Origin of the sequence: Pseudomonas sp. RGM 3321 (genome assembly GCF_022836805.1) — a bacterium.
Classification (GTDB): Bacteria; Pseudomonadota; Gammaproteobacteria; order Pseudomonadales; family Pseudomonadaceae; genus Aquipseudomonas.
Genome location: NZ_JALHBH010000075.1, coordinates 1 through 21918, shown reverse-complemented (window position 1 = coordinate 21918; position 21918 = coordinate 1). Strand labels below are relative to the sequence as shown.

General features: G+C 57.1%; 19 protein-coding genes and 1 pseudogene. 3 read left to right on the top strand and 17 right to left on the bottom strand.

Translation table 11 applies throughout. The annotated features are described in order from the left end of the window. Nucleotides 1-429: 429 nt before the first annotated feature. From RGM3321_RS00770 to RGM3321_RS00760, 3 genes are all read right to left on the bottom strand, one after another. A complete protein-coding gene (locus RGM3321_RS00770; RefSeq protein ID WP_244391150.1) occupies nucleotides 430-1167 on the bottom strand; it encodes a GntR family transcriptional regulator in 738 nt (245 codons plus the stop codon). 318 nt (nucleotides 1168-1485) lie between these two features. Continuing rightward, on the bottom strand, nucleotides 1486-2493 hold the full coding sequence (locus tag RGM3321_RS00765) for an aldo/keto reductase (RefSeq protein WP_244391149.1): 1008 nt from the start codon (nucleotides 2491-2493) through the stop codon (nucleotides 1486-1488). A gap of 20 nt (nucleotides 2494-2513) precedes the next feature. After that, the gene (locus RGM3321_RS00760; protein ID WP_244391148.1) at nucleotides 2514-3203 is read right to left on the bottom strand and encodes an HAD-IA family hydrolase; all 690 of its coding nucleotides are present in this window, start codon (nucleotides 3201-3203) and stop codon (nucleotides 2514-2516) included. A 153-nt stretch (nucleotides 3204-3356) separates the two neighbouring features. Here RGM3321_RS00760 and RGM3321_RS00755 point away from each other — a divergent pair, with 153 nt between their 5' ends. Next, nucleotides 3357-4838, top strand: a complete 1482-nt coding sequence (locus tag RGM3321_RS00755) for a YdgA family protein (RefSeq protein WP_244391147.1) — start codon at nucleotides 3357-3359, stop codon at nucleotides 4836-4838. A gap of 63 nt (nucleotides 4839-4901) precedes the next feature. Here RGM3321_RS00755 and RGM3321_RS00750 read toward each other — a convergent pair whose 3' ends face one another. Continuing rightward, nucleotides 4902-6920, bottom strand: a complete 2019-nt coding sequence (locus RGM3321_RS00750) for a methyl-accepting chemotaxis protein (protein WP_244391146.1) — start codon at nucleotides 6918-6920, stop codon at nucleotides 4902-4904. A gap of 115 nt (nucleotides 6921-7035) precedes the next feature. Next, nucleotides 7036-7836, bottom strand: coding sequence for a mechanosensitive ion channel family protein (locus tag RGM3321_RS00745; protein WP_244391145.1), 801 nt, complete (start codon nucleotides 7834-7836; stop codon nucleotides 7036-7038). Nucleotides 7837-8080: 244 nt separating this feature from the next. Between RGM3321_RS00745 and RGM3321_RS00740 the strand changes: the two genes are divergently transcribed. Both RGM3321_RS00740 and RGM3321_RS00735 read left to right on the top strand, forming a co-directional pair. Then, nucleotides 8081-8563 (top strand): cell division protein, encoded by a 483-nt coding sequence (locus RGM3321_RS00740; RefSeq protein ID WP_244391144.1) that lies wholly within the window; start codon nucleotides 8081-8083, stop codon nucleotides 8561-8563. Continuing rightward, nucleotides 8556-11000 (top strand): alpha/beta fold hydrolase, encoded by a 2445-nt coding sequence (locus RGM3321_RS00735; RefSeq protein ID WP_244391143.1) that lies wholly within the window; start codon nucleotides 8556-8558, stop codon nucleotides 10998-11000. The genes RGM3321_RS00740 and RGM3321_RS00735 overlap by 8 nt, the downstream gene beginning before the upstream one ends. Before the next feature lie 292 nt (nucleotides 11001-11292). On the opposite strand, the pseudogene RGM3321_RS00730 reads toward RGM3321_RS00735, so the two are convergent. The 12 genes and pseudogenes from RGM3321_RS00730 to RGM3321_RS00675 form a co-directional block, all read right to left on the bottom strand. Further along, a pseudogene (locus RGM3321_RS00730) lies at nucleotides 11293-11478 on the bottom strand (hypothetical protein); the annotation flags it as partial. A gap of 48 nt (nucleotides 11479-11526) precedes the next feature. Next, on the bottom strand, nucleotides 11527-12621 hold the full coding sequence (locus RGM3321_RS00725; RefSeq protein WP_244391142.1) for a fatty acid desaturase: 1095 nt from the start codon (nucleotides 12619-12621) through the stop codon (nucleotides 11527-11529). Continuing rightward, a complete protein-coding gene (locus tag RGM3321_RS00720) occupies nucleotides 12614-13747 on the bottom strand; it encodes a sterol desaturase family protein (RefSeq protein WP_244391141.1) in 1134 nt (377 codons plus the stop codon). Before RGM3321_RS00720 ends, RGM3321_RS00725 begins: the two co-directional genes overlap by 8 nt. Beyond that, nucleotides 13744-14364 (bottom strand): phosphatase PAP2 family protein, encoded by a 621-nt coding sequence (locus RGM3321_RS00715; RefSeq protein ID WP_244391140.1) that lies wholly within the window; start codon nucleotides 14362-14364, stop codon nucleotides 13744-13746. The genes RGM3321_RS00720 and RGM3321_RS00715 overlap by 4 nt, the downstream gene beginning before the upstream one ends. Further along, nucleotides 14361-15644 (bottom strand): F390 synthetase-related protein, encoded by a 1284-nt coding sequence (locus RGM3321_RS00710; protein WP_244391139.1) that lies wholly within the window; start codon nucleotides 15642-15644, stop codon nucleotides 14361-14363. The genes RGM3321_RS00715 and RGM3321_RS00710 overlap by 4 nt, the downstream gene beginning before the upstream one ends. Then, a complete protein-coding gene (locus RGM3321_RS00705) occupies nucleotides 15641-16447 on the bottom strand; it encodes an MBL fold metallo-hydrolase (protein WP_024652719.1) in 807 nt (268 codons plus the stop codon). Before RGM3321_RS00705 ends, RGM3321_RS00710 begins: the two co-directional genes overlap by 4 nt. Then, nucleotides 16440-17456 (bottom strand): NAD(P)-dependent oxidoreductase, encoded by a 1017-nt coding sequence (locus tag RGM3321_RS00700; RefSeq protein WP_244391138.1) that lies wholly within the window; start codon nucleotides 17454-17456, stop codon nucleotides 16440-16442. The genes RGM3321_RS00705 and RGM3321_RS00700 overlap by 8 nt, the downstream gene beginning before the upstream one ends. Beyond that, nucleotides 17453-18460 carry a 3-oxoacyl-[acyl-carrier-protein] synthase III C-terminal domain-containing protein gene (locus RGM3321_RS00695; RefSeq protein ID WP_244391137.1) on the bottom strand — a complete coding sequence of 336 codons (1008 nt, stop codon included), beginning with the start codon at nucleotides 18458-18460 and terminating at the stop codon, nucleotides 17453-17455. Before RGM3321_RS00695 ends, RGM3321_RS00700 begins: the two co-directional genes overlap by 4 nt. Before the next feature lie 140 nt (nucleotides 18461-18600). Then, nucleotides 18601-19029: a DUF2628 domain-containing protein gene (locus RGM3321_RS00690; RefSeq protein ID WP_116886985.1), complete on the bottom strand. Its 429-nt coding sequence runs from the start codon at nucleotides 19027-19029 to the stop codon at nucleotides 18601-18603. A 292-nt stretch (nucleotides 19030-19321) separates the two neighbouring features. Further along, nucleotides 19322-20128 (bottom strand): hypothetical protein, encoded by an 807-nt coding sequence (locus RGM3321_RS00685; RefSeq protein WP_244391135.1) that lies wholly within the window; start codon nucleotides 20126-20128, stop codon nucleotides 19322-19324. A gap of 52 nt (nucleotides 20129-20180) precedes the next feature. Then, nucleotides 20181-21170: a hypothetical protein gene (locus RGM3321_RS00680; protein ID WP_244391133.1), complete on the bottom strand. Its 990-nt coding sequence runs from the start codon at nucleotides 21168-21170 to the stop codon at nucleotides 20181-20183. Beyond that, nucleotides 21167-21918, bottom strand: a 752-nt coding sequence (locus RGM3321_RS00675) for a DUF2345 domain-containing protein (protein ID WP_244391131.1), incomplete at its 5' end; no start/stop codon positions are given. The genes RGM3321_RS00680 and RGM3321_RS00675, both read right to left, overlap by 4 nt.

The window sequence follows — 21918 nt, the reverse complement described above, 5'->3', positions numbered from 1 at the left end:
CTTCCGACTGATTGAGTCAGAATTATCAATAATGAGTGAATGCCTCACTCAGCGTTGCCGTTATGCTGAATAATCAGGTGCCTGGGTTTTTTAATGGGCAATGTTGGAAATGACTTCCAATGTCGATTTGCCCCGTTCAACAACTCCTTGTTCATTGGGTTCAAATGAACACAGAACTGCTCCGGTGCTGCGTGGACAGTTCAGCCGTAGCCAGAGAACACCCTCAGGTTGATTCTTCTGGGCCTCGCCCGAGTTTGCCTGATTCCTGTGTCGGGCCACCCGGCAGATCAGGAAAATAGCTATAAAAACGCCATGCCTGGCGTCGGGCCTGACCGGTGTTGAAGGTAGGCTGGGAAAGCGCGGGGGAAGTGCGAGCGGCTAACCTGCAGGCGTCATGCCATTGCCTGGTGGATTAGCCGTCTCAATGATTCAGGCGGGGGTTTTCTTTGCTGTACGGGCCGGTTTGGCGCTGATGGCCTTATTGCTGCTCAGGTACTGGGTGACGGCCTGCACGCCGCGGTTGAGGTGGTGCTGCAGCGCTTCGACACATGGCTCGACCGCTTTCTGTTCGGCGAGCCGCAGCAGATGCCAATGGTCATCCTGAGAAAGCTTGCCCAGCCCCATGGCGGAAAGATTGAAACGCAAGAAGCGCTCTTCCTCGTTCAGACCTTCTTCAACCAGGCGCATCAGGCGCTTGTTGTGAGTCTTTGCATACAACGACAAGTGGAACATCCGGTTGAGCCTGCCGATCTGACCGAAGTCCGTCTCGACTTCAAGCTGCTCGATATAGCCTGCAGCCGCTGCCAGATCGTCCGCGTCCAGCAACGGGATGGACAAGCGCAACGCCTCGGACTCCAGGAGGATCCGCAAGGCATAAGCGTCCACGGCGTCTTCGGTAATCAACGGTGCGACTACTGCGCCCTTGTGCGTTTCGACCCGCAGCAGCGACTGCGCCTCAAGCTGGCGCAGTGCTTCGCGCACAGGCATGCGGCTGACGCCAAACAGCGTTGCCAGTTCCTGTTGGCGCAGGGCCGTGCCGCTGGGAAGACTGCCATCGATAATGGCATTTCGCAGTTTTTCTTCAATCACGGTTCTGGCAAGGTGCGCCGGAGGCTGCTCATTGCCCAGTACGGAGCTTAGAAAGGCTTCTCTATCTGATTTGCGCATCGGTCTACTTCTTTATCAACCTTGGCTGGACAAAGTCCAATTAATCGCTTTGTTGCCGACAGACTAGCCAAGACTTGCCAGTCCGTCGCGAAAATACAAACATCATCATGTTTAACGGCGAGCAGCGAATCGCGCTGCAGCCAGGCGAGCTCGACAAAATACGCGTCTATCTTAGCGCTCATCGACCTCACGTACCGAGTGCGTATTCACAGGTAACAGGAGTTTCACGTGTTGTTTTTATGACAGCGCGCTCTGAAACGACCGGTCCAGAGCGCAACCGTGACACGCTCGCGGCATAAGGCCGCAGGCGTGATCGTTTCAGCGCGTCAGGCGGCCGGAAACGAAGTGCTGAACGTCATTGAAGCCGGGCGTCGACGCATGGCCGGGGGGCACCAGCGAATCGATGAACGCTTCATCTTCAGCGGTGATATCCACCGTGAGTGCCTTGGTATACCCGTCCCACTGCTGCTCGGTCCTTGGTCCGACGATGGCTGACGTCACGGCCTGGTTGTTGAGCACCCAGGCAATGGCGAACTCGACAATGCCGACGCCTTTGTCCTGCACATACGCCTGAATTCGCTGCGCGATACGCAACGACTCCATGCGCCATTCGGTTTCCAGCAACCGCTTGTCCTGCCGTCCGGCGCGGCTCTCGCTGTCGGGAGCGATGTCCGGAGCGTATTTACCACTGAGCACACCGCGGGCGAGCGGGCTGTAGGGCACGACGCCCAGGCCGTGATGTGCGGCTGCAGTGATCTGCTCGACCTCGGCCTGGCGGTTGACGATGTTGTACAGCGGCTGACTGATGACCGGCTTGTCTACGCCCAGGCGCTGCGCTACGTTGACGATTTCAGCGATTCGCCAGCCGCGAAAGTTCGACACACCCCAGTAGCGGATCTTGCCCTGACGGATCAGATCGCCAATGGCCGAGACGGTCACTTCAAGTGGTGTGTCCTGATCTTCCTTGTGCAGGTAATAGATATCCACATAGTCGGTGTCCAGACGCCGCAGGCTGTTCTCGATGGCATTGAAGAGGTGCTTGCGGTTCAGACCGGCGCGATTGGGCACGCCGTCGACTGGCCCGATGGCGACCTTGGTGGCCAGCACCCAGTCGCCGCGTTGTGCGGCGATGGCCCGGCCGACGATTTCTTCCGAGCGCCCACCGTTGTATACATCCGCCGTGTCGATGAAATTGATGCCCTGATCCCTGGCCTTGTCGATGATGCGCAGGGACTCTTCGGCACCGGTCTGCTCGCCGAACATCATTGAGCCGAGTGTCAGGGTGGAAACCTTGAGGCCGGACTGGCCGAGGATTCGATAATTCATGCTCAACATCTCCATGTCATTCAGACGAGTTCAGGCAGCCCCCACGCCTTGAGCGGGAAGTCGGCCAGCGAGGCAAGCAGCAGGTCTGCATGCTCGTATTGCTCGACCGGCATGTGCGAGTCCGGTACGGCAACAGCGTACATGCCCGCAGCCTTGGCGGCCGTCACACCGAACGGCGAGTCTTCGAAGACCAGGCAATCACTCGGCGAGACGCCAAGACGGCGGGCGGCGACCAGAAAGATGTCCGGGGCTGGCTTGGCAGCGCCGACTTCCGGGTCGTCTGCGGTCACGACGGTATCGAACAGCTCGAACCACGCGCGGTGCAGAGTTGTCTTGGCTTCGAAGTAGTGCACCGACGAGCTGGTGCCCACTGCGATGGGAATATTGTGGGCTACCAGATGCCGGACCAGCGCCTCGGCTCCGGGCATTGCCGGCGCTTTGGGGAAACGCTCTTCGAGCATCGGTTCACGGGTTTCGAGAAACTCGTCGATCGACATCGGCAATTCAAGCGTCTTGATCACGTAATCCGAGAAATCCCGGGCACCGCGGCCGATGGTGTGCTGTTTGATGGACCAGTCGAAGGTGCGCCCGTGGCGGCTGGCGATCAAGTGGGTGACTTCGGTATAAACCCCCTCGGTGTCCAGCAACAGGCCATCCATGTCGAAAATGACGGCCTTGATCGGGCCTCGTTCGGTGTGTTGCTCGCTCATGTGATCACATCCCGTTCTCAAATTCGTTTCAGCCTAACGTTTCCGTGAATACCGTGGCTACCCTGTGTTTCTGATAATCTTTCGCAGTTTTCAACTGTGCTGCCAGTCCCGGTACGACTTTCCCATCATCAGAACGGATATCTTCACGTCACTATGAATAAATCAGCAGGTATAGCGATTGGCGTCATCGTCGTAGCGGGCGCACTGGTTACGGCGGGCGCCTGGTACACGGGCAATCAACTGGAAGGCGCGCTGACCGACTCCATCAGCAAGGCCAACCAGGAACTCGCGAAGTCGTTCAAGGGCACCGACACCAGCGTCAAACTGGAAATGCTCTCGCTGGAAAAGCACTTCTTCAGCAGCACGGCGCACTATCGTGTGGACATCCAGAACGTGTCCGATAGCACCCAGGGCGGTCAGTTCCTGTTTGTCGACCAGATCGAGCACGGGCCCATTCCGTTGTCGCACCTCAAGACCCTGAACCTGCTGCCCGTCATGGCCTTGAGCAATTTCCAGATGGAGAAAAGCCCCAGCGCCGAAAAGTGGTTCGCCATGAGCAAGGACGTTCCACCGCTCAAGGGGCAGGCCAGCATCGGCTATGACCGCGCCACCAAAGGCACGCTGCAGATGGCCCCGCTGGAAATGACCGACGTCGACGGTAAGTTCAGGTTTTCAGGGCTCGACCTGAATGCCGAGTCGTCCGCCGATGCCGAAAAATTCAGTCTGGCCGGCAACATGGAAAACCTGCAGCTCAACGTCGCATCGCCTGAGGGCCCGGTCAGCATCGACGTCAAAGGCATGACCTTTGACACGGGCGGCACCAAAGGCAAGTCCGGTTTCTATCTGGGCCACACCAACATGAAAATCCAGAGCGCGGGCTTTCAGGTGGTGGGTAAGCCGCCGGTGCAGATCAAGGACTTCACCAACACCAACCTGGCGCAGGAAGATGCCGGTAACCTGGCTGCCCAGATCAACTACGATGCCGGCATGATTTCCTACGCAGGCAAGGACGTTGGTTCTGCGCACATGGGCTTCAAAATAGCCAACTTCGATGTGGTGGCCACTCAGGCGCTGTATCAGTTGTATCAGGATAAAATCCTGCCTCAACAGCAGCAGGCCGCGCTGGAGAAGCGTCCGTTCCGTCTTGAACTGAACGCGGCTGATCAAGAGCTGATGAACACCCAGATGAAAAAGCTGCTGATCGCCAAGCCGCATATAGAACTGGAAAAACTCTCGCTCAAGACCAGCAACGGCGAAAGCCACATGCGCATCGCGGTGGACCTGGCCGATCCAGGCCCGCTCGATCAGCCTTCCGATTCGCTGCTCTTGAAAAGCCTCGGCGAAGTCAACGCCAGGGTTGTCCTGTCCAAGCCGATGATCCGCGATCTCGCGACCCAGCAAGCCATTCGTGAAGGCCAGACCGACCTCAAGGTCATCGCCGAGCAGGCCAAGGCCGCTGGCGACATGGCCAGCGCCATGGCCGAGATGATGCAACTGGCCAAGGTCGATGGTGACAACATCGTTTCCGACCTGCGTTATGCCAACCAGATGGTCGACTTCAATGGCCAGAAAATGACTGTGCAGCAATTCATGAGCAACGTGATGGGCAAGGTCGGCGTGCTGGGCAACCAGTAAGCCGCCTGCAACAAGGTCTGCTGTCAGGGCGGGCAATCTACCGTCCTGACAGCAGAGGCTCTGCTACCGAGTCAACCCGCGCAGGGTATCCGCCAGTTGCCGGGTACGTTGCGAGGTGCCCGCGGTCATGTCGCTGGAGCCTTCCAGCTCCGACAGCAGGCTGGTGAGCGTGCCCACTTCCAGGGATTGCTCTTCGATATGCTGCGCAACCTTGCGAATCTCCTCGGCCAGACGCTCGATATCCGTGCCGATGTCATTCGCGTTTTGCGTGGTTTTCTGCGCCAACTGACGCACTTCATCGGCGACCACTGCAAAGCCACGGCCCATTTCGCCGGCCCGAGCTGCCTCGATGGCGGCGTTCAGTGCCAACAGATTGGTCTGCCCGGCGATCTGCTGAATCATCTGCACGACTGACTGGATGCGCAAGCTGGACTTGGCCAGCTCCCGAGAGCCAAGCACTACCTCGTCGGCCTGGCTGACCAGGCTCTTGACGGTATTACCCGCCTTATCGATGACCGTTTCCTGCTGCGTGATGGTCTGCGACAACTCATCCATCGAAACATGCAGCTCGCCTGAATAGTGGCGCAACTGATCGGCGATTTCTTGCTGATCCTGATGAGCCTTGACCAGCACATCACCCAGATCGCTCAGGCCGCCGAACACCGGGCGGATCTGCTCGTCCAGACCGCTCGGGTCAATGGTTTGCACAAAGTTACGCTGCTTGAACTGGTCGATCTGCTTGACCACCACATGGCTCAAACCGGCCAGCTTCTTGATCTGCCGACGCAGGAAGAACGCCTTGAATTCGCCGTAATAGGCAATGAAGTTATCGATGTAATCGTCGCGGAACGGCTGACCTTCCGGCACCTTGAAAAAGAACACTGCGGTGAGGGTCTGGTTGAGGTTCAAACCCAGAATCTCGCCGAAGGTCGAGAAGCCCACCACTGGCGTCTCGCCGAACACATCATTCATGCGGCCCAATTCACTGCCGTTGTTCAGACGGCGCAGAATGCAGTCGCTCAACAGGCCGAGCAGCGCCTTGCCGGACTTACCCTGTAGAAAGCGCGCGAAGTCCTTGCGCGTGGTGTCGATCATCGACGTCCGTTTGACCATCACCAGCTCTTCGCCGGGTGCCACGTCGCAGAACAGATGAACCCGCTCGCTTTCAAGATCGATGCGCGCAATGGAGCGTACGAACAATTCCTCGCCCACCCGAATAGCGAACGAATATTGCGCCAGCTTGCTTTCCAGCTCATGCCGCTCGCACTTCAGCGCATCACACAGCGCTGCAACCATCGTGGCAATCTCGCCTCTGGAATTGACCACCTGGCTGATGTAGCGCTCTTCCAGCGAGGCGGTCAGAACACTCAGGCTCAGTGGCGTTGGCTCGAAGTTCTGGCTCTTGGAGACGCCAAAGCGCACATTCTTTGCGCTCTTGAGAAACACCACCTGAGCATGGTTCTCGTAGCTGCGTTTACCGTCGTGAATCAGCGTCTTTTTGAAGTCGCTTTTGCCGCCTGCGGAGCCACCCACGAACAGGCATGGGAAACGCCCTGACTCGTAGAGCGCTTCCATGAAAAACGACTCCGACGCCGAAAGGCCGTCAAAGGTGACGTAGGCCAGTGTATCTCTGTGGTCGATAGGCGTGCTGACCTGAGTGCGCTTGATCGAGTCGGTCAGCCGCGCAATGCGCTCACGCATGGACAGTCGCTTGCCCGTGCCGCGAATGTCTTCACTGTGCAGGGGAATATGCACCACCTCGGCACTCTGGATAACGCTTGAGTCGAACAGCGCCAGCACGATCCGGTCCCACTGATTACCCGCCGCGCAATACAGCGAATCATTGCTGGAGCACAGTTCGCCGGATGTTGTGCACAGGCTGATCTTCGCCTTGGGAAAGCGTGCCGCGACAGACTGGGCAACCTGACCGAAGTCGACGTGCGGTGAAACGAAGCCTGTCAGGTAGACCGGGTCAAAACTTAACGCCGACAGCGTGTTGTTCAATTCTCGCGCGGACGTAATGACACTCAGTACGCCTCCGGTCCGAGAAGTGCCGGCCCGAAAACGAGATAGAAAGCTCATGGTTGAATCCGTAAGAGTAAAAGGCAGGGGCCATAAAAAAGGCCTAGGTCTTTTAATCGGCTGCTGACGGGTTAGGGTTAGCCGATGGGCGATGAATTTTGCCTATGTGTGCCGCTCAGGACATGTTCAGCATCAACGCTCTGATAAGGGCAAGCGTCTGGCGATGCACCGAATCATAGTGATTATTGTGGCAATAGGGCCGTACTGACAGAGTGATGGAATCGGCTGTCGTAGAGGACAGATGCACATCGACCGCAGGGCTGCTCAGTACATTGGGGAGGCGGGCGATCTGATCCTTGAGGCGCGGAATGATCGCCTGCTCGTCGGCAGTGCCTGGGAATATTGCAGTCAGTTCGACGCTGCGGAAATCATTGCTGGAAAAATTGATGATCGTGTCAGAGAAGATCTTGTTGTTGCCCACCAGATTCAACACGTTTTCCGAGGTGTTGATCGACGTGACGAACAGTCCGATTTCGACCACTGTCCCGGTCACACCCGCAGCCGAAATCATATCGCCGACCTTGAAGGGCCGCAGCACGATGATGAAACCACCTGCTGCCAGATTGGCCAGCAAACCCGACCACGCCATGCCGATCGCCAGCGCCACGGCCGCCAGCAGCGCCGCAAAGCTGGTGGTCTCGATGCCGCAATAGCTCAAGATGGCGATCACCAGAATGATATTCAGCGTCACCGTGATGAACGAGCCCACATAACGCAAAACCGTCGGATCAAACCGCTGCCGGGTCAGCGAACGCTGCGCCATCCTCACCAGCACGCCGATCAGCCAGCGACCCACTATCCACAACAAGGCTGCGATCACCAGCCTCAAAACGACAGTCGTTCCGTACTGCAGAACGATATTGAACAACGAGTTGATTCCGTCAGTGCCGATATTGATGACATTCAGCGCATCCATCACCGCTACTCCAGACCGCAGGGCTCGCCCGGCAGATGGCCTGACGAGCGGAGCCGTACATTGAAGGGAAAAGCGGGGAGGCGGCTACTGGTAGTTTTGACTGGAGGCAAAGGGCCTTTACGGCGTCACGCGGAGCATCACCCAGTATCCGGAGTGAATCGAGCGGCAGGCAAGGACGGCGGTATTAAGCCTGGTGAGTTATCGCTAAACTCGCCACCTCACAAGGACGACTCAAGGACCTGGTATGCCGCTCTCTTCTGACACCCTGCGCCGTACACTGGTGATCTGGCTGTATGCCGTCGCAGTTGCGCATGTGCTGGGCAGTCTGGTGTTCACCTGGGCAGGCTTTTCCGGCTTGCTCGATGGCTACCTGACTAGCCTCGAGCAGGCGTTCTGGACCGACGCTGTTCCTGCCGCTGCTCGCGCGCAACAGGTCTGGTGGATGGCGCTGTTTGGCGCCACCTTGCAAACCTATTCCGTTTACATGCTGGCGCTTGTGCATTTGGGCAATCGTCTGAAAAGCGCCATGCCTTGGGGCTGGCTGATCGCAGGCCTGCTCCTTTGGGCGCCTCAGGACATAGCGATTTCCGTGCGCGGGGGTGTCTGGTCGCATGTGTGGCTTGATCTGGCGGCGCTGCTGGCGTTGCTGCCGCCGTTGTTCTGGCTGTATCGCCATGATCGCCGTACTTCTGCTGCCAACGCGCTGAAGGAGCCCCGTCATGTCTGACTTGTCCCTTCTGTACCTGCTGGCGGGCAACGGCAGCAGTGCCGAATGGTGGGATGATGTGCTGCCGCATTTTCAGCAGCATCAGGTCGTGCCGCTGGAGCTGCCAGGTTTCGGCAACAATCCTCAGCCACCCTGCGAAGACCTCGCTTCCTATGCCGATGCGCTGTTGGCGACGACCGTGAAGGGCAGCGCCATCGTCGCTGTGGGCGTCAATGCCTTGCTGGTCATGCATGCCTTGCAGCGCCAGCCCGGGCACTTCTGCAGAAGCGTGTTGCTGGCACCGGTGGGGGCTTTTCTGTGGCAGCGGCGCTTGCCTGCGCTGATGTCGCCGCTGCCCATTCGCAAGACCATTCACTGGCTGCTGGCCAACAAGCCCACGCTGTTTGCGCACAAGTTTTCCAGGCAGACCTGGCCTGCCGCGCACTACCAGCGCATGGGTTCCGGTTACGCCCGCTGCCGTGCTTTCGTGCCGTATTGGGACCTGGTGCGTGCCGACACCGCGTTGCCGCTGCTGGAGTGGGTGCAGGATCCGATAGAGCTGGTCTGGGGCGATCAGGACAAGGTTCTGGGCATCGAGCAGGCAGCCGCGTGGTCGGCCATTCTGGCGCGTGCCGACCTGACTATCAGCCTGAAACCGGGCTGGGGTCACTACCCGTGGATCGACGCGCCGGCCGAGTTTGCGCAGTGGCTGGAGTCCGGCGAGCGCGGCTTCGTTGCGCACACTAAAGGCGGCCGTCTGCGTCTGGCAGCCATCGCCGGGCAACCGGTGCCCGAGGCACTGTCTCTGGTGCAGGGCGCTGACGAGGCCTTGCCCGCGTTTCTGGCCCGTCAGCCTGACGCTATCTGGGCCGTGCGCTCGTCCAGCTTCGGTGAGGATCAGGCCGATGCGGCCAACGCCGGTCTGAGCACTACTTTTCTTCGCGAGCCCGACCACAACGTGCCCGCGCGCGTCGCAGAGCTGCACAACGCTAGCGTCGAAGAGGTTGTGGTGCAGCGCTTCATCACGCCGGTGCTTTCCGGCATCGCCTTCGTGCGTCACCTGTCGGTCGAGCTGGAGTGGGTGGAAGGGCACCTGGAGTCGCTGGCCGACGGTCAGGCAAGCCCTGAGCGAGCGATCATTTCCCGCCTCGGCGCGGCCTGGAGCCGCGGGGGCTTCAAGCCATCCCACGGTTTGACCGAGAAGGTGCTCTGGGACTTCCTGCAGGGCGTTCTGCGCGTATTCCACTACGTGCCGGGCGACGTCGAGTGGGCCTGGGATGGCCGCCAGCTGTGGCTGCTGCAGTACCGCCCGATCAGTGACTACGGCTGGCGCCGCCACCTGACCGCCGCCAATATTGCGGAGATCCTGCCGCCACAGCCCAGCAGGCTGGTCGAGTACGCACAGCGGCGTACCGCAGGCAGCATCCCGGCGATCATGGCGCGTTGGGATTCACGCGTGTTGCAGGACAACGAGCCATTCACCGCACTGTTTGGCGCAGCGTCCTACATCAACAATGACCTGTTTCTCGCACGCCTGGCTGATTGGGGCATCGCCTCCAGCAGCTACGCCGATGAGGTCGGCGGCGCGACCCCGCATCTACCGTGGCGACCGCTGCGTCTGGTGCGCTCATTACCCGTGTTTCTGCGGATGCAGCGCATCGCGCGTGGTCACTTGTTGACCCTGGAAAAGCAACTGCACCGCTTCGACCGAGAGCTGCACGCCCTCACGGCCCAAGGTGCTGACGGCCAGCAATTGGCTGACTGGTTCACCCGTTTCTACGTATTCGTCGTGCAAGGCAACCTGTGCATCGCCACCTCGCTGGCCAGCAGCGGCGGAGACCTGCTGGGACGTCCGCCGACCGCTTACGACGACCTGGAGCATTGCCCGCACCGGCTGCCCTGGGAAACCGACCCCGCGACCTCGCGCCCGGCAGCCACTGACCTGCCTTTACAGGCCTTCCCGACCTGGCCGGGTTTCATTCGCATCGCCCACCGCGCAGGCCTGCCGGGCATGCGCGGCTACTACCTGCAAGTGCGCGAGTGGTATCGCGACAACCTGATGCGCCTGTTCTTCCGCCTGCATCACGCCATGCCCGGCGCCGACCGGGAACACTGGTTTGCGCCGCATCCGGACATTCGTAGCCGCACGGGGAGCTTCTGGCAGGACGGCCGCGAAGGCACCGAGCAGTCCACCGGCTTCATGATCTATCCGGGCCAGGTCCAGGGCATTCTGGGTGACGACATCCTGCTGGAAGACACCCTCGACCCAGGACGCCACGCGCACTACCAGAGTGCCCGCGCGGTGATTGCGCGCATGGGCGGACGTCTTTCCCATGGGTCTACGTTGCTGCGCGAACTGCGCAAGCCTTCGGCGGTGCTACCGAATGTTGATATGGCGTGGCTGGGGAAGGAGGTGCGGTATAGGGATGGGGAATTGCTGCTGGTCGAGGGGCAGTGATAAAGCCTGAGGGTGACTTATCCACAGCGAACCCGCACGCTCATTGAGAGGTGCGGCTGTGCTTCGCCGAGGTATAGCGAAAGGCTTACACGCGGTGGAGGGATTTGGCCATTTCCGAACTGGTCCTTCCTCCGTATTATTGGATCCATCAAGTGGTGAACAGGAGTTCACCAGGATCAAGGATGATCGACCATCGCCTCGGAGGCAGCCGACAGGGAGTCGGGATGGTCTTGGAAAAACCCGCTTCGGCGGGTTTTTTGTTGGGCGCGATAAAGTCCTCTGTGATCCCGGATCATGTGCGCGGTGACTTCCGCTTGCGCAGGCTCTGACGCTGTTTCTCGAGATCTTTACGGCGATGCATCTCCCGACGGATCTCCTTGCGCTCGCACCGAATGAGCGCTCACTGCATACGCAATTCGCAACCGTGCTTGCTGTTGAGCGACAACAGGTCCAGCGATGGGAAAAGCAGACAAACAATACCAATGCGGTCATGCCAGAAGTCACAAAGCTTCTGGCTCTGAGTCCGTCAGGTAATGTTCGTCACCTGCGTGTCCCGGCCCATGCTGCGCAAGAACTTTCGCTGCTGCCTGAGCAACTCACGGTAGTCGATGCAGCGATAGTGCATGCCGTGGCGGGGCGCCAGGTCAGCGATGATGTTTGCCAGCGCCGGATAGTGTCGATGACTCCAGCCAGGGAACAGGTGATGAGTCAGATGAAAGTTCAGCCCGCCCACGACATGGTGCAGCCAGCGTGGAGAGGTTTGCCAGTCACAGGTTGTCGAGAAGTTATGTCGATACCAGCCGTGTGGCATCAACGGGCTGCCTGATGGCTGATAGAACTCTGCCTCTGCCCAGTGCGTGCCGAGCAGCAGAAATACCACCCAGAGAGAGGCAAGCATCTGGCTGACAAAGTACGCGATCAGCACCGTGGTCCAGCTACCCTCGAATATCACCAGCGGCACTACCAGTACCAGCAGCAGATGGCATGCCTTGCTGGCCAGAAATACTGCCCAGCCTCTGTTTCCTGGAAGAATGCTTTTGGCTTTGAGCGGCGTCTTCCCAAGGCGGTCCGACCAGTCGAATATCCATGAGATGTAGGGCAGCGACAACGCTGCGACCATGGGCCAGTAAAGATGTTGATAACGCATGTGCTTACGCCAGCCCTGGAAGGGCGACTGTCGCAGGACGCCATTCTCCTCGGTGTCCAGATCGTAATGTTCAACGTTGGCATAGGCATGATGAAACTGCACATGCCTGACTCGCCAATAATCCGGATCAATCCCGAGTGGCAAGGTCATCAACCTCCCCACCAGCCGGTTTGCCCAGGCGGCCCGGAAAAAAGCATTGTGGGTGGCGTCGTGAAACACCATTACGTTGAGTAGCATGCCTGTCAGGACAAACAGGAAATAGCAGCCCACGAATGCCCACGCATTGTGTTGCATAAGGCTCGAGGCATAAAAACCGCCGCACAGCAGGATAAGGAGCAATGCCGTCACCTTTTGCCGAATGCTTGCGTAGCGATGGTCGTCTGCCAGGTAGGCGTGGGCCGCCTGCTTGAGGGCGTGATGAAATGCCTGTTCGCCATCGGCAGGAAATGACAAGGGGGCAAGTGACTCAGCCATGATGTTTTTCCACCGGATTTGCGGCTGAAAGGTTGTAGCCGCGAGAAGACACAGCCACCCATGCGCAGTGCAGGGCGAGGGCGACCATCGGCAATTGCCAGTAAACCTGCGACCAGCCGTAATAACCCAGAAACAGCAACGCCAGCCCCAGGCTGACTATCAGCCAGACAGGAACACTCCAGGTCCTCGCTTCGGTCATTCCTCCCAGCGCCACCGAGCCCACCACAAGAAAGACGAACAGGACGACCTGCGGCCAGGTGATGTCGCTGTAGCCATAGCCGTATTGATAGATATAGCCCACCACCAGCGCGAAGAGCAGCAACGCGCCGCTGAAAATGCTCAAACCCGAAACGCGCGAGCGGGTCGGTTCGTTCGATTTTATCGACAGTCGCAGGTAATGCAGAAAAGGTACGTTGCTGGCCCAGAACGGATTTGCGGAAGAGCGAGGCCCTCCGATTCCAAACGTGTAAGGCACATCGGGCAGCCTGGAAAATGTGCCGAACAGCTTGTCCCAGAAAATGAAAGTACCGCCGAAGTTCTTGTCTGAGTAGGCCCGGTCTTTGACGTGATGCACGCGATGATGGGTCGGAGTAACGAAAATCTTCTCCAGCACGCCCAGCCTGGGTGTCAGCGCATTATGGTTAAAGAACTGCATCGAGTAATGCAGGATCGACACTGCGACAAACACATGCAGGGGCACCCCCAGCACGGCCAGCGGAATGAAGAACGGAATCGAGGTGAGTGACGAATACCAAGAGTTACGCACGCCCAAGGACAGGTTGAAGTGCTCGCCCTGATGATGCACCACATGCACGGCCCAGAGTACGCCAACGTGGTGATGCAGGCGGTGCAACCAGTAAAAACAGAAATCCCAGGCCAGCAACGCGAACGCCCAGACCCATAGTGGCGGCCATGTATCCAGCAGGCCAAGGCTCAAGTACGTGGCGACAAATCCGTAACAGATGACTTCCAGGCCACGGAACAGCCACAGCATGAGGTGGCCGGAATTCAGGTTGAACACCACGTCATGCCAGTCAACCGGCTTGCGCTGCATCCACTGCAGGATGACGGCCTCGCCTGTTACGGCCAGCAGCATGATGATGATCGGAATGGCCAGATCGCTCATTGCATATTCCCTTTAAATGCGACTTGCCTGCTTCGGCCGAGCGCATCGACCAGCATGCCCGCCATCAGCGCGAGTACGGCGCCACTGACCACGTCGATGAACAGATGACGGCGCAATTGGAGGATCGAATAGGCAATGGCGGCCACCCATAAGATAAACACTGCAGTACGCGCGCTACGCCTTGCTGCACTGATCCCCCAGACTGCCAGCACCATCAGGGCCATGTGCAGGGATGGCAGGCAATTCTGGGTCGAGTCCACATAAGTCAGTGCTGCCAGCAGTGTAGAGCTTAACGTTGTGCCCTCATCGATCGGGTACACCATCGTTGTCGGCCACAGCAGATAGACCGTTCCGGCACCCAGCGCGGTTAGACGCATGGCGCGAGACAGCCAGCGCACCCGATCGAGTGGGGTCATCAGATAGCCCAGTGGAACAACCACGAAGAACGACAGGTAAAGCCAGATTGCGTTCGGCGTGAATGTGATCATTCGGTCGAGCGGCGAGGGTGTCATGACCTGGCCGGTGCTCTGCAAATGGTCGGTCAGCGTATAGATCAGACCGACCGAACCCCAGCCAAGCAGCATGTGCCACAACCGGAACATCATTGGGTTGTTCATGCTTTTGCCTGCCGGACAATACGGCGTCTTTTTCGATCGAAGTTCGGCATCACGTTCTGTACCGTCAGTTGCCATTCAAGTTTGTCAGTGGCAATACCCTGTTGTGTGAACAGGGCGACAAGTTGTCTGCGGCTGTGCTCCAGTTCGGTTTGCGTACAGTCTGCAATCAGCTGCAGCCGGGTTTTCGAAAGCTGAATCAAGCGGTAGTCACTGGTCAGTGGCAGTGCATTGGCAATTGCCCGACTGCACAGGTCGGCAAAGATAATCTGCATCTCACCGTGCTGGTCGGGCAGCGAAAGCTGATCGTCGCGGCGACCTTCGATTCGGGAAATCGCCATCGAATGCTGACCGCACGGGCAGGGCTCGGATTGCCTGACCAGTACATCATCCAGTCGGTAGCGTACGATAGGTTGGGTGCTGCGAGTGAAGTCGGTGATCAACGGCGTGAAGCGCTGCTCATCAAGCCATTGGGGCTCGATATGCACGAACTCTTCGTTCAAATGCAGTGTGCCATGAGAGCACGTGGCCGCCAGAAAACCTTCGGTTGCCTGATAGACCTCGCCGACCTCGCGGAACACTGTGTTAAGCAACTGGCGATCCTGCGCATCCAGGACTTCGGCGACGGAGATCACTTTCTTTACTTCGAGTTGGATCTGCCCGCCCAGAACGGCCAGGGCCAGGGCGCGCAGCACCTGTGCTGGCGCAACGATAATGGTCGGCGCCTGTGCTTGTAAGCGAGGCAACTGCTCAGTGAACGGCGCGAACAGGTCATAAAAGGCCAGGCTCAGCCAGCGATTGTCGACGCTGTGATACAGGTTATTGTCCGCACGTAAAAACAGCGCGACTCGCTCACCCGCGAAAATACCGTCTGGCAGCATCTTGGCAAGCATCCCGCCCGCCCAGATCTGCTGTTCCTGCGGGCTCACGACGAAAACGCCGCGCTGCCCTGACGTGCCCGAGGACAGCCCGACGCTAAAGCGGCCGATGCGTGGCGTGAAGTCGCGTTCGGCTTCGCCGCGCCTTGCGCAGGCCAGCAACTGATCACGTTGCAGACCTGCCGTGTTCATCTGGTCGAACTGCGTCATCATCAGCGCTTTGTCCATCAGCGGCCATTCGTTGAATGGCAGAGCGCTGTAAGCCCGAAAATAGGGACTTTTGGCCAGCACCCTATGGGCAAAGCGTTTCAGTTGCCTGTTCTGAAAATGCTCCAGTGCCTGGCGACTGGAAAAGCGCAGGCGACGCGCTCGCCAATAGTGCCAGAGCGTCATCACCGGGATCATAAATCCCCCTCGTGGCACAATCGGATATCCACATGGCCTGCTGCCCACAACAGGTTCAGACGGTTCAGCGTCTGGTAGTAGGCCTTGCTGTCGTCCATCAGCACGTTGGCAAGCACAGAAGGCCCGCGCAATTCTTGATAGCTCAGCGGCGACCATGCGGAATCACTGGCCAGCAATGTCCAGCCATCGTCGGTGAGAATAAATGCACCCAGGTGTCCGGCGGCATGACCTGGTAGCGGCACCAGAACAATCTGCCCGTCACTGCCCGGTAGTTCGTAGCCATGTGTAAACGGCGCCAGTTGCTCGGTCAGGCTAACCAGCTCAAAGCCCTCGACGAACTGCAACGCTGCCTCGAAACCTTCCGGAATCAGTCCCGGTACGAAGGCGCGCTTGAGCGCGGCGATGCCACGTAATGAGCGGGTTTTCTGCCAGCCTTCGCCCGAGCAGATAAAGTCGAGATGACTGAAGTCCCGCAGGCCGGCAATGTGATCGGCATGAAAGTGGGAAATGATCAGCGCCTGAATATCGTTGGCCGCGTAACCCGCATTACGCAGCTGATCCAGCAGTGTTTCACCCGCATCCAGGTATACCGGGGTAACCTGGCTGTAGATGCGGAACACCCCCGACCGTGTATGCTCCTGAAAATGGTTGGCGTAGCCGGTATCCCATAGCCAGCGGCGATCGCCGACCTCCAGCAGATACGCCCTGGACGGAAATTTGCAGACCCGCAGGCCGGCACCCTGCAACGCCATACAACCGATATGCGTGCAGTAACCCACTTCAAAGGTGGTAATGCTAGCCATGGGGCTTCACCGCATGAGACTTAAGCCACTCTCCCGTGAGCTGAACGCCTTCTTCCATCGAGTATCGCGGTCGGTAGCCTAGCTCTTCAATGGATCGCGTCTGGCTCAGGGTCATATCGAAGTTCACCGCCGCCACGCTGTACCGAGTCAGCACGGGCTCCTTGCGCGTTATACAGGCCAGAAGCTCGAGTGCCGTCGCCAGCGAGTGCAGCAATCGGTAAGGCACGCGCTGCACACGATATCGAATGCCGAGTTGTTCGTGCAGTAACAACTGCAAGGTATCCACCAGTCGCATGGGCTGATGATTGGTGACGTTGTAGGCGGCACCTGAGGACAAAGAATTGTTATGGCTGGCCAGGTCCATGGCGTGCACAACGTTCAGTACAAACGTCAGGTCCAGCACTGCCTGGCCACCACCGGGCAAACGCAGCACGCCGCAGTCGCGTTCTATCTGGCCAAGAATACGGGGCAGAATCACCCGGTCATGGGGGCCGAACAAGCCACGGGGCCGCAGGATAATAAACGTGGTCTGTGGATAAAGCGGTACCAGCGCCTGTATGGATTGTTCTGCCTGGTACTTGCTGCTGGCGTAGTGGTTGGCGAATCGTCGGGCACGGTATTGCTCGTCAATACACTCATGGTCTTGAAAGTCGAAATAGATCGCAGGCGTGGATATGTGCACGAAGCGCGAAACGCCGCAGCGGCCTGCTGCCTCGGCCAGCTTTTCTGTGACGACTACATTGGCCTCATGAAACTCGGCCTCGCTACCCCAGGGAGAAGACTTTGCCGCGCAGTGCCAGACCACGTCACTGCCGAGCATCAATTGCTCGCATTGCTGTGCTGTAGCCCGGGTCAGATCCAGGGCGGTGAACGCCGCTCCTTGTTCTCGCAGCAGATTCCCCACTGCCGAGTCACGTCCGGTGGCATGTACCCTATGGCCTGCGTTCAATAGCCACTCTGCCGCATTGCGTCCGAGGCCACTGGTAGCGCCGGTCAGCAGAACCTTCATGGCAGCAGCACCATGCCCGCCAATGTCAAACCGGCAGCGGTACCGATCAGCATCACGGGTTTGCCGGGTGTAAAGCGGCCGGTGGTAAAAGCAGTATGCAGCGCCGTCGGAATCGATGCCGAGACCTGGTTACCGTGATAGCGATAAATATCCACCAGTACCTCAGGCCGTACTCCAAGCCTTTTCCGCATGTGCTCAAGCGAAAGATGGCTGGCCTGATGGGGGACCACGGTGACGATCTCGGCAAGCGTCAATCCGCTCCTTTCCAACAGGCGTGCGAGGTAGCCCTCGATCAACGCGGCAGCCTGACGAAACAGCTGCTTGCCCTTCATATGGAACAGAAAGTCGCTGTCAGTCATGCCAGCACGTGGATTGCGGCGTGTACCGCCTGCTTGAATCTCACACAGGTCGCTGCCCTGTGGATAAGTCTCGGACAGGCTGCTCAGAATGCCGCTGCTGCCGTCACCGCGTTCGACAATGGCGCAGGCTGCTCCGTCGCCGAGGATCAGCGAGCTTTCTTCGTCATTCCAGTCGATACCGCGTGAAACGAGATCTGCCGACACGACCGCAATGCGTTTGTAGATCCCGGCATTGAGCAAACCGGCGGCCACCTGCAGCGCGGTGATGAAGCCGACGCAGCTGCTGTTGATATCAAAGCCGGGCGTACCCGATGGCAGGTGGGCCGCTTTGAGAATCAATGCTGCAGTGCAGGGTAAGGCCTGCATGGGTACTGCCGAGGCCGAGATCAACAGATCGATCGAACCCGCCGGGATCTGCTCTCTTCTCAAGGCATCCTGAAGTGCTTGTGCTGCAAGTTCGGCCTGGCTGGCATCGAGTGTTGCGTGAAAACGACAATGTACGCCGGAGCGCTTTTCGACATAACCCGCAGGCTTGTTCAATAACGTGTCCAGCGCAGACGAGTCCACTCGATTTGCGGGCACCGCTACGCCAGTCGCAATAATTTTCAGTGGCAGCAAGGCTGCGGGGGAGGAGGGCGCTGTCATTGGAGTCCTGGCTTCGCATCCATGTGGCAATTACCTGAATGACTGATTCAAATATAACGCTGGCTGAACATGGCATGGGTCGATGAGCCGCGAACCCTCATGCTCGGCAAGGGTAGGGTGTCATCGGTTATCTTTTCGGGTTAAAGACGCATGCCTTTGAACGGGTTCCAGCCTTGCTCGCCTTTTACTTCTTTGAGGTAGTACGAATAATTGACGGTCAAGGCATACATCAGCGAGAAGGCCACATTCAGACCTCCCCCCAACGCGTAAGGAACCTCGGTTCCCAAAAGCGTGCATACCAGAAGGATCAAGGCGTTGGTCGCGAGCATTATGCCAATCAACGCAATGCCTTTTTTCCACAGGCCCAACACGAAGAAATAAATGGGGCCAAAGAAATACGCGATGACGTTGAAATTGATCCGCATTTTCTTCCTGAAGCCAGGAAGTGACTTCAGGCCGGCCTTGAAGCGTGGATCGTTCGGCGCACCATATGTCTCGAAGAAATTGAAGCGCTCCTGCCACGTGGCGCTATACGTGCCAGTGCTGCGCGTCTGATCTGCTGTGCTCATGGTGCTGCTCCTGATGTTCCATTGGGGTGACGTCTTTCTTCCGGGAAATTCTGTGTTCTGGCGTTTTTATGATCAGGGTGCTGAGTGTATGGAGTTTTCGGGTGGTGTACTACGCAACCGCGTAACCTGGGCGCTAAATCGCCACAATTCTTCATCTGGTCAGTCTGATAGGCAGCCATTGACTGGAGTCGCTCGTTTTTCTGGTCAGGTTGCGGCCAGATTATCGGCTGTCGTGGCTGGTCCGTCCCCATGACCGGACGTGCATCAATCATTTTTACGAAGCGCATCAAGTTCAATGCTGTGCTTCCAGGATACTGATCGTTGGTTCTTGATAGTTTTCATCTATCAAAATGCCCGATTTTTTTAATAATGACTCTGCCGCTGCTCGCTCTTTTGCCATCTTTCTTAGTTCGGCGGGCACTAGAGTTTTCCAGTGTTCACGATCGTCGCTGTCTATAAAGCCTTTATAGAACTCAGTTTCCGACCTGAAGCTGAGGGTAAATAAATAAGAACCACGTTCCTGCTTGGAGTCAGGTGTATTTTCACGCTGAACACTAAAGGTAAGGTATACACCATCCTTATAAAAATACCAGTCGCTGAGCATCGGTGAAGACAGCCACTCTTCCTTGGAGAGGATTAAGGCTGGATCCTTCCATGGCCCTGTAACAGCAGGCTTTTCAAGCACAGTGTCAAAGTCTTTAAATTTTCTAGCCTCGGATCCCGGTATTCTTGCTTCGTTGGGGTAAATGTAGCGCCTCCAGCCTGTTGCTTTCAGATTTCCGAGTTGCTGGTAAAAATAGTCGATGGCCTTGGTGTGTTCCGAGTTTGAGGGTACTCCACCTAATATAATTTTGGCATTAGTAATGTTACTGTCTTCAATCGTGCTGAATACAGCGCTGACAACATCGTCAAATATCAGAGGTTGCTGGCTTGACTCGATGACAGCCGTCGCCTTGCTTGAGCTTTGTAGAGGAATGTCAAAATCGTAAAAGCAAATTTTGTCATTACAGTCCCTGTCAAAATTCACAGTTGACGCTGAAAGCAAGGTTTCAACAGGCTCATCCAGTTTAAATTTTATCAGTAGCGGTTTCTGTTTCATATCAGGGTTTCCGCAGGCTGTAAGAAACAAAAGTAGCGTCAAAAAAATTTTTTTATGCATGGTCGTGCCAGGACGATATTTTCATAATGGTGTTTTCCATATATTTTTTATTTATGTCCATAAGTGTGTGAAATTTGTCTGCGATTTTAGTGATAAACTTCATTCTTTCGGTAGGGTCGTACAGTTGACCTTCGGTCATTGTTACATTGAGCTTAGGATTATCTGACTCACAAGCAGTGCTAAAGGCAGCAAGCCGACGAGGCACGCCGAAATGACCCTCCAGTTTAGATTGACCGTATAACAGAGTTTTGAATCCGAAGCTCTCATAGATTAAAGGTTGTAATATTTTCCTTTGCTCATGGTTTGCGATGGCTATTAAAGAGGCTAGCTGCTGTTGTCTCTGGGCGTCCCTGCCACGGATGGTTTCAATTTTAGCTATCAAGGAAAATTCCAGTCTCAGATAATCAGTGACTTTGAGATTGTCTATTTTCAGTAGCGCGTCTTCTGCCCAAGGTAGCTTTTTAAATGACGCTTTGAATTCTTCGTTGTACTCGTTGAAGTCGCGCTTTTCAATACATTCAGTGAATTGCTCTGGAAAATTTATATAAAAACAGTGCCAAACGAAGATGTCTTGGAATAGCCAGAAATTTCCTTTGCCTAAGTAATTTTTTGTTGCTTCAAACGCAGCCAATGATGGAAATGCATAGCGCCAGTTTGAAGTGCTGGAATAGTCTAGCGCACACATTACCTGCTTGCTCGCAAACGCCGCTAAACCGGTCCAGTAAAATCGCCCCTTCAATGCGGGCTTCCCTTTGAGCTCTTGTTCTAGATAAATTCTGGCGTAGTTGCCTGCAATGCGCGCGGCACGTGCACTAAAGTCGCTTATTAACTTATATTGTGCTGGTTTCAGGCAGGGTACGCGAGACTGTACACTCAATCGGCGAACGGCAACTTGCTGGCCGATCGACCATAACGCTTCACATCCAGGATTCAGGTCATTGATCGAGCAAGCATGAGGGTTAAAGTTAAAGTCATCTTTCATGATTTTTTACTCGGAGAGTATTCGTCCGACCCCGCGGGCACGATCAACTCGTCAGGCACCAGCGTAACCTTGCCATTACCAGGCTTGTCGCTAAAAATCCGTGGAATATTACCGTCTTGGTCGGTAAAAAATATTTTCTTGCCTTCGTCAGGAATATCAACCTCGACCGCGACATCCTCAAGCGGTACACCGTGGGTGGTCATGAGGCGATTTTGCTCGTCATACAGCCCTGCGGGTACTGCGATGGGAAGCTCCTTATTTACATAGTCCATGCTTGCGGGACCGCTGAGGGTCTTTTTGGCACCTTTGATGTCTATTGTGCCTGGCGCATGCACCTCGATATTGCCGCGTATGATCCTGATATAAGCGCCGCCACTGGTGAGCAAAATTTCCTTCTGTGCAGACATTTCCACTAACTGTGCAAGAGAGGTGATTTTCATGCCCTGCTGCGCGGTCAATTCCATCGCATCACTCTGCGCCTGCAGCTCGATCTTGCCCTTGGCTGCAAACAGTTTGGCGCCAGCATTCTGCGCGAACAGGCTGATGCTTTGCGCGACGCTGGCCAGCAGTGATTTGCCGCTAGCGATGCTGATGTCTTCGCCGGTGCTCAGGGTCAGGTGTTTGCCGCTGTGCAGGTGGGTGCTTTTCGGCGTGGCGGTGGCGATGTCGGCAGGGGAGGAGGCGATCAGCAGAGGTTGCTGGTAACCCGGTGTCTTGCCGCGCCCGCCGCTGCGGATCGCCCAGGCGG

Bases quoted from the DNA above. Each gene is read 5' to 3' on its own strand.
- RGM3321_RS00770 (WP_244391150.1), bottom strand. From the start codon at position 1,167: ATGCGCAAATCAGATAGAGAAGCCTTTCTAAGCTCCGTACTGGGCAAT.
- RGM3321_RS00765 (WP_244391149.1), bottom strand. From the start codon at position 2,493: ATGAATTATCGAATCCTCGGCCAGTCCGGCCTCAAGGTTTCCACCCTG.
- RGM3321_RS00760 (WP_244391148.1), bottom strand. From the start codon at position 3,203: ATGAGCGAGCAACACACCGAACGAGGCCCGATCAAGGCCGTCATTTTC.
- RGM3321_RS00755 (WP_244391147.1), top strand. From the start codon at position 3,357: ATGAATAAATCAGCAGGTATAGCGATTGGCGTCATCGTCGTAGCGGGC.
- RGM3321_RS00750 (WP_244391146.1), bottom strand. From the start codon at position 6,920: ATGAGCTTTCTATCTCGTTTTCGGGCCGGCACTTCTCGGACCGGAGGC.
- RGM3321_RS00745 (WP_244391145.1), bottom strand. From the start codon at position 7,836: ATGGATGCGCTGAATGTCATCAATATCGGCACTGACGGAATCAACTCG.
- RGM3321_RS00740 (WP_244391144.1), top strand. From the start codon at position 8,081: ATGCCGCTCTCTTCTGACACCCTGCGCCGTACACTGGTGATCTGGCTG.
- RGM3321_RS00735 (WP_244391143.1), top strand. From the start codon at position 8,556: ATGTCTGACTTGTCCCTTCTGTACCTGCTGGCGGGCAACGGCAGCAGT.
- RGM3321_RS00725 (WP_244391142.1), bottom strand. From the start codon at position 12,621: ATGGCTGAGTCACTTGCCCCCTTGTCATTTCCTGCCGATGGCGAACAG.
- RGM3321_RS00720 (WP_244391141.1), bottom strand. From the start codon at position 13,747: ATGAGCGATCTGGCCATTCCGATCATCATCATGCTGCTGGCCGTAACA.
- RGM3321_RS00715 (WP_244391140.1), bottom strand. From the start codon at position 14,364: ATGAACAACCCAATGATGTTCCGGTTGTGGCACATGCTGCTTGGCTGG.
- RGM3321_RS00710 (WP_244391139.1), bottom strand. From the start codon at position 15,644: ATGATCCCGGTGATGACGCTCTGGCACTATTGGCGAGCGCGTCGCCTG.
- RGM3321_RS00705 (WP_024652719.1), bottom strand. From the start codon at position 16,447: ATGGCTAGCATTACCACCTTTGAAGTGGGTTACTGCACGCATATCGGT.
- RGM3321_RS00700 (WP_244391138.1), bottom strand. From the start codon at position 17,456: ATGAAGGTTCTGCTGACCGGCGCTACCAGTGGCCTCGGACGCAATGCG.
- RGM3321_RS00695 (WP_244391137.1), bottom strand. From the start codon at position 18,460: ATGACAGCGCCCTCCTCCCCCGCAGCCTTGCTGCCACTGAAAATTATT.
- RGM3321_RS00690 (WP_116886985.1), bottom strand. From the start codon at position 19,029: ATGAGCACAGCAGATCAGACGCGCAGCACTGGCACGTATAGCGCCACG.
- RGM3321_RS00685 (WP_244391135.1), bottom strand. From the start codon at position 20,128: ATGAAACAGAAACCGCTACTGATAAAATTTAAACTGGATGAGCCTGTT.
- RGM3321_RS00680 (WP_244391133.1), bottom strand. From the start codon at position 21,170: ATGAAAGATGACTTTAACTTTAACCCTCATGCTTGCTCGATCAATGAC.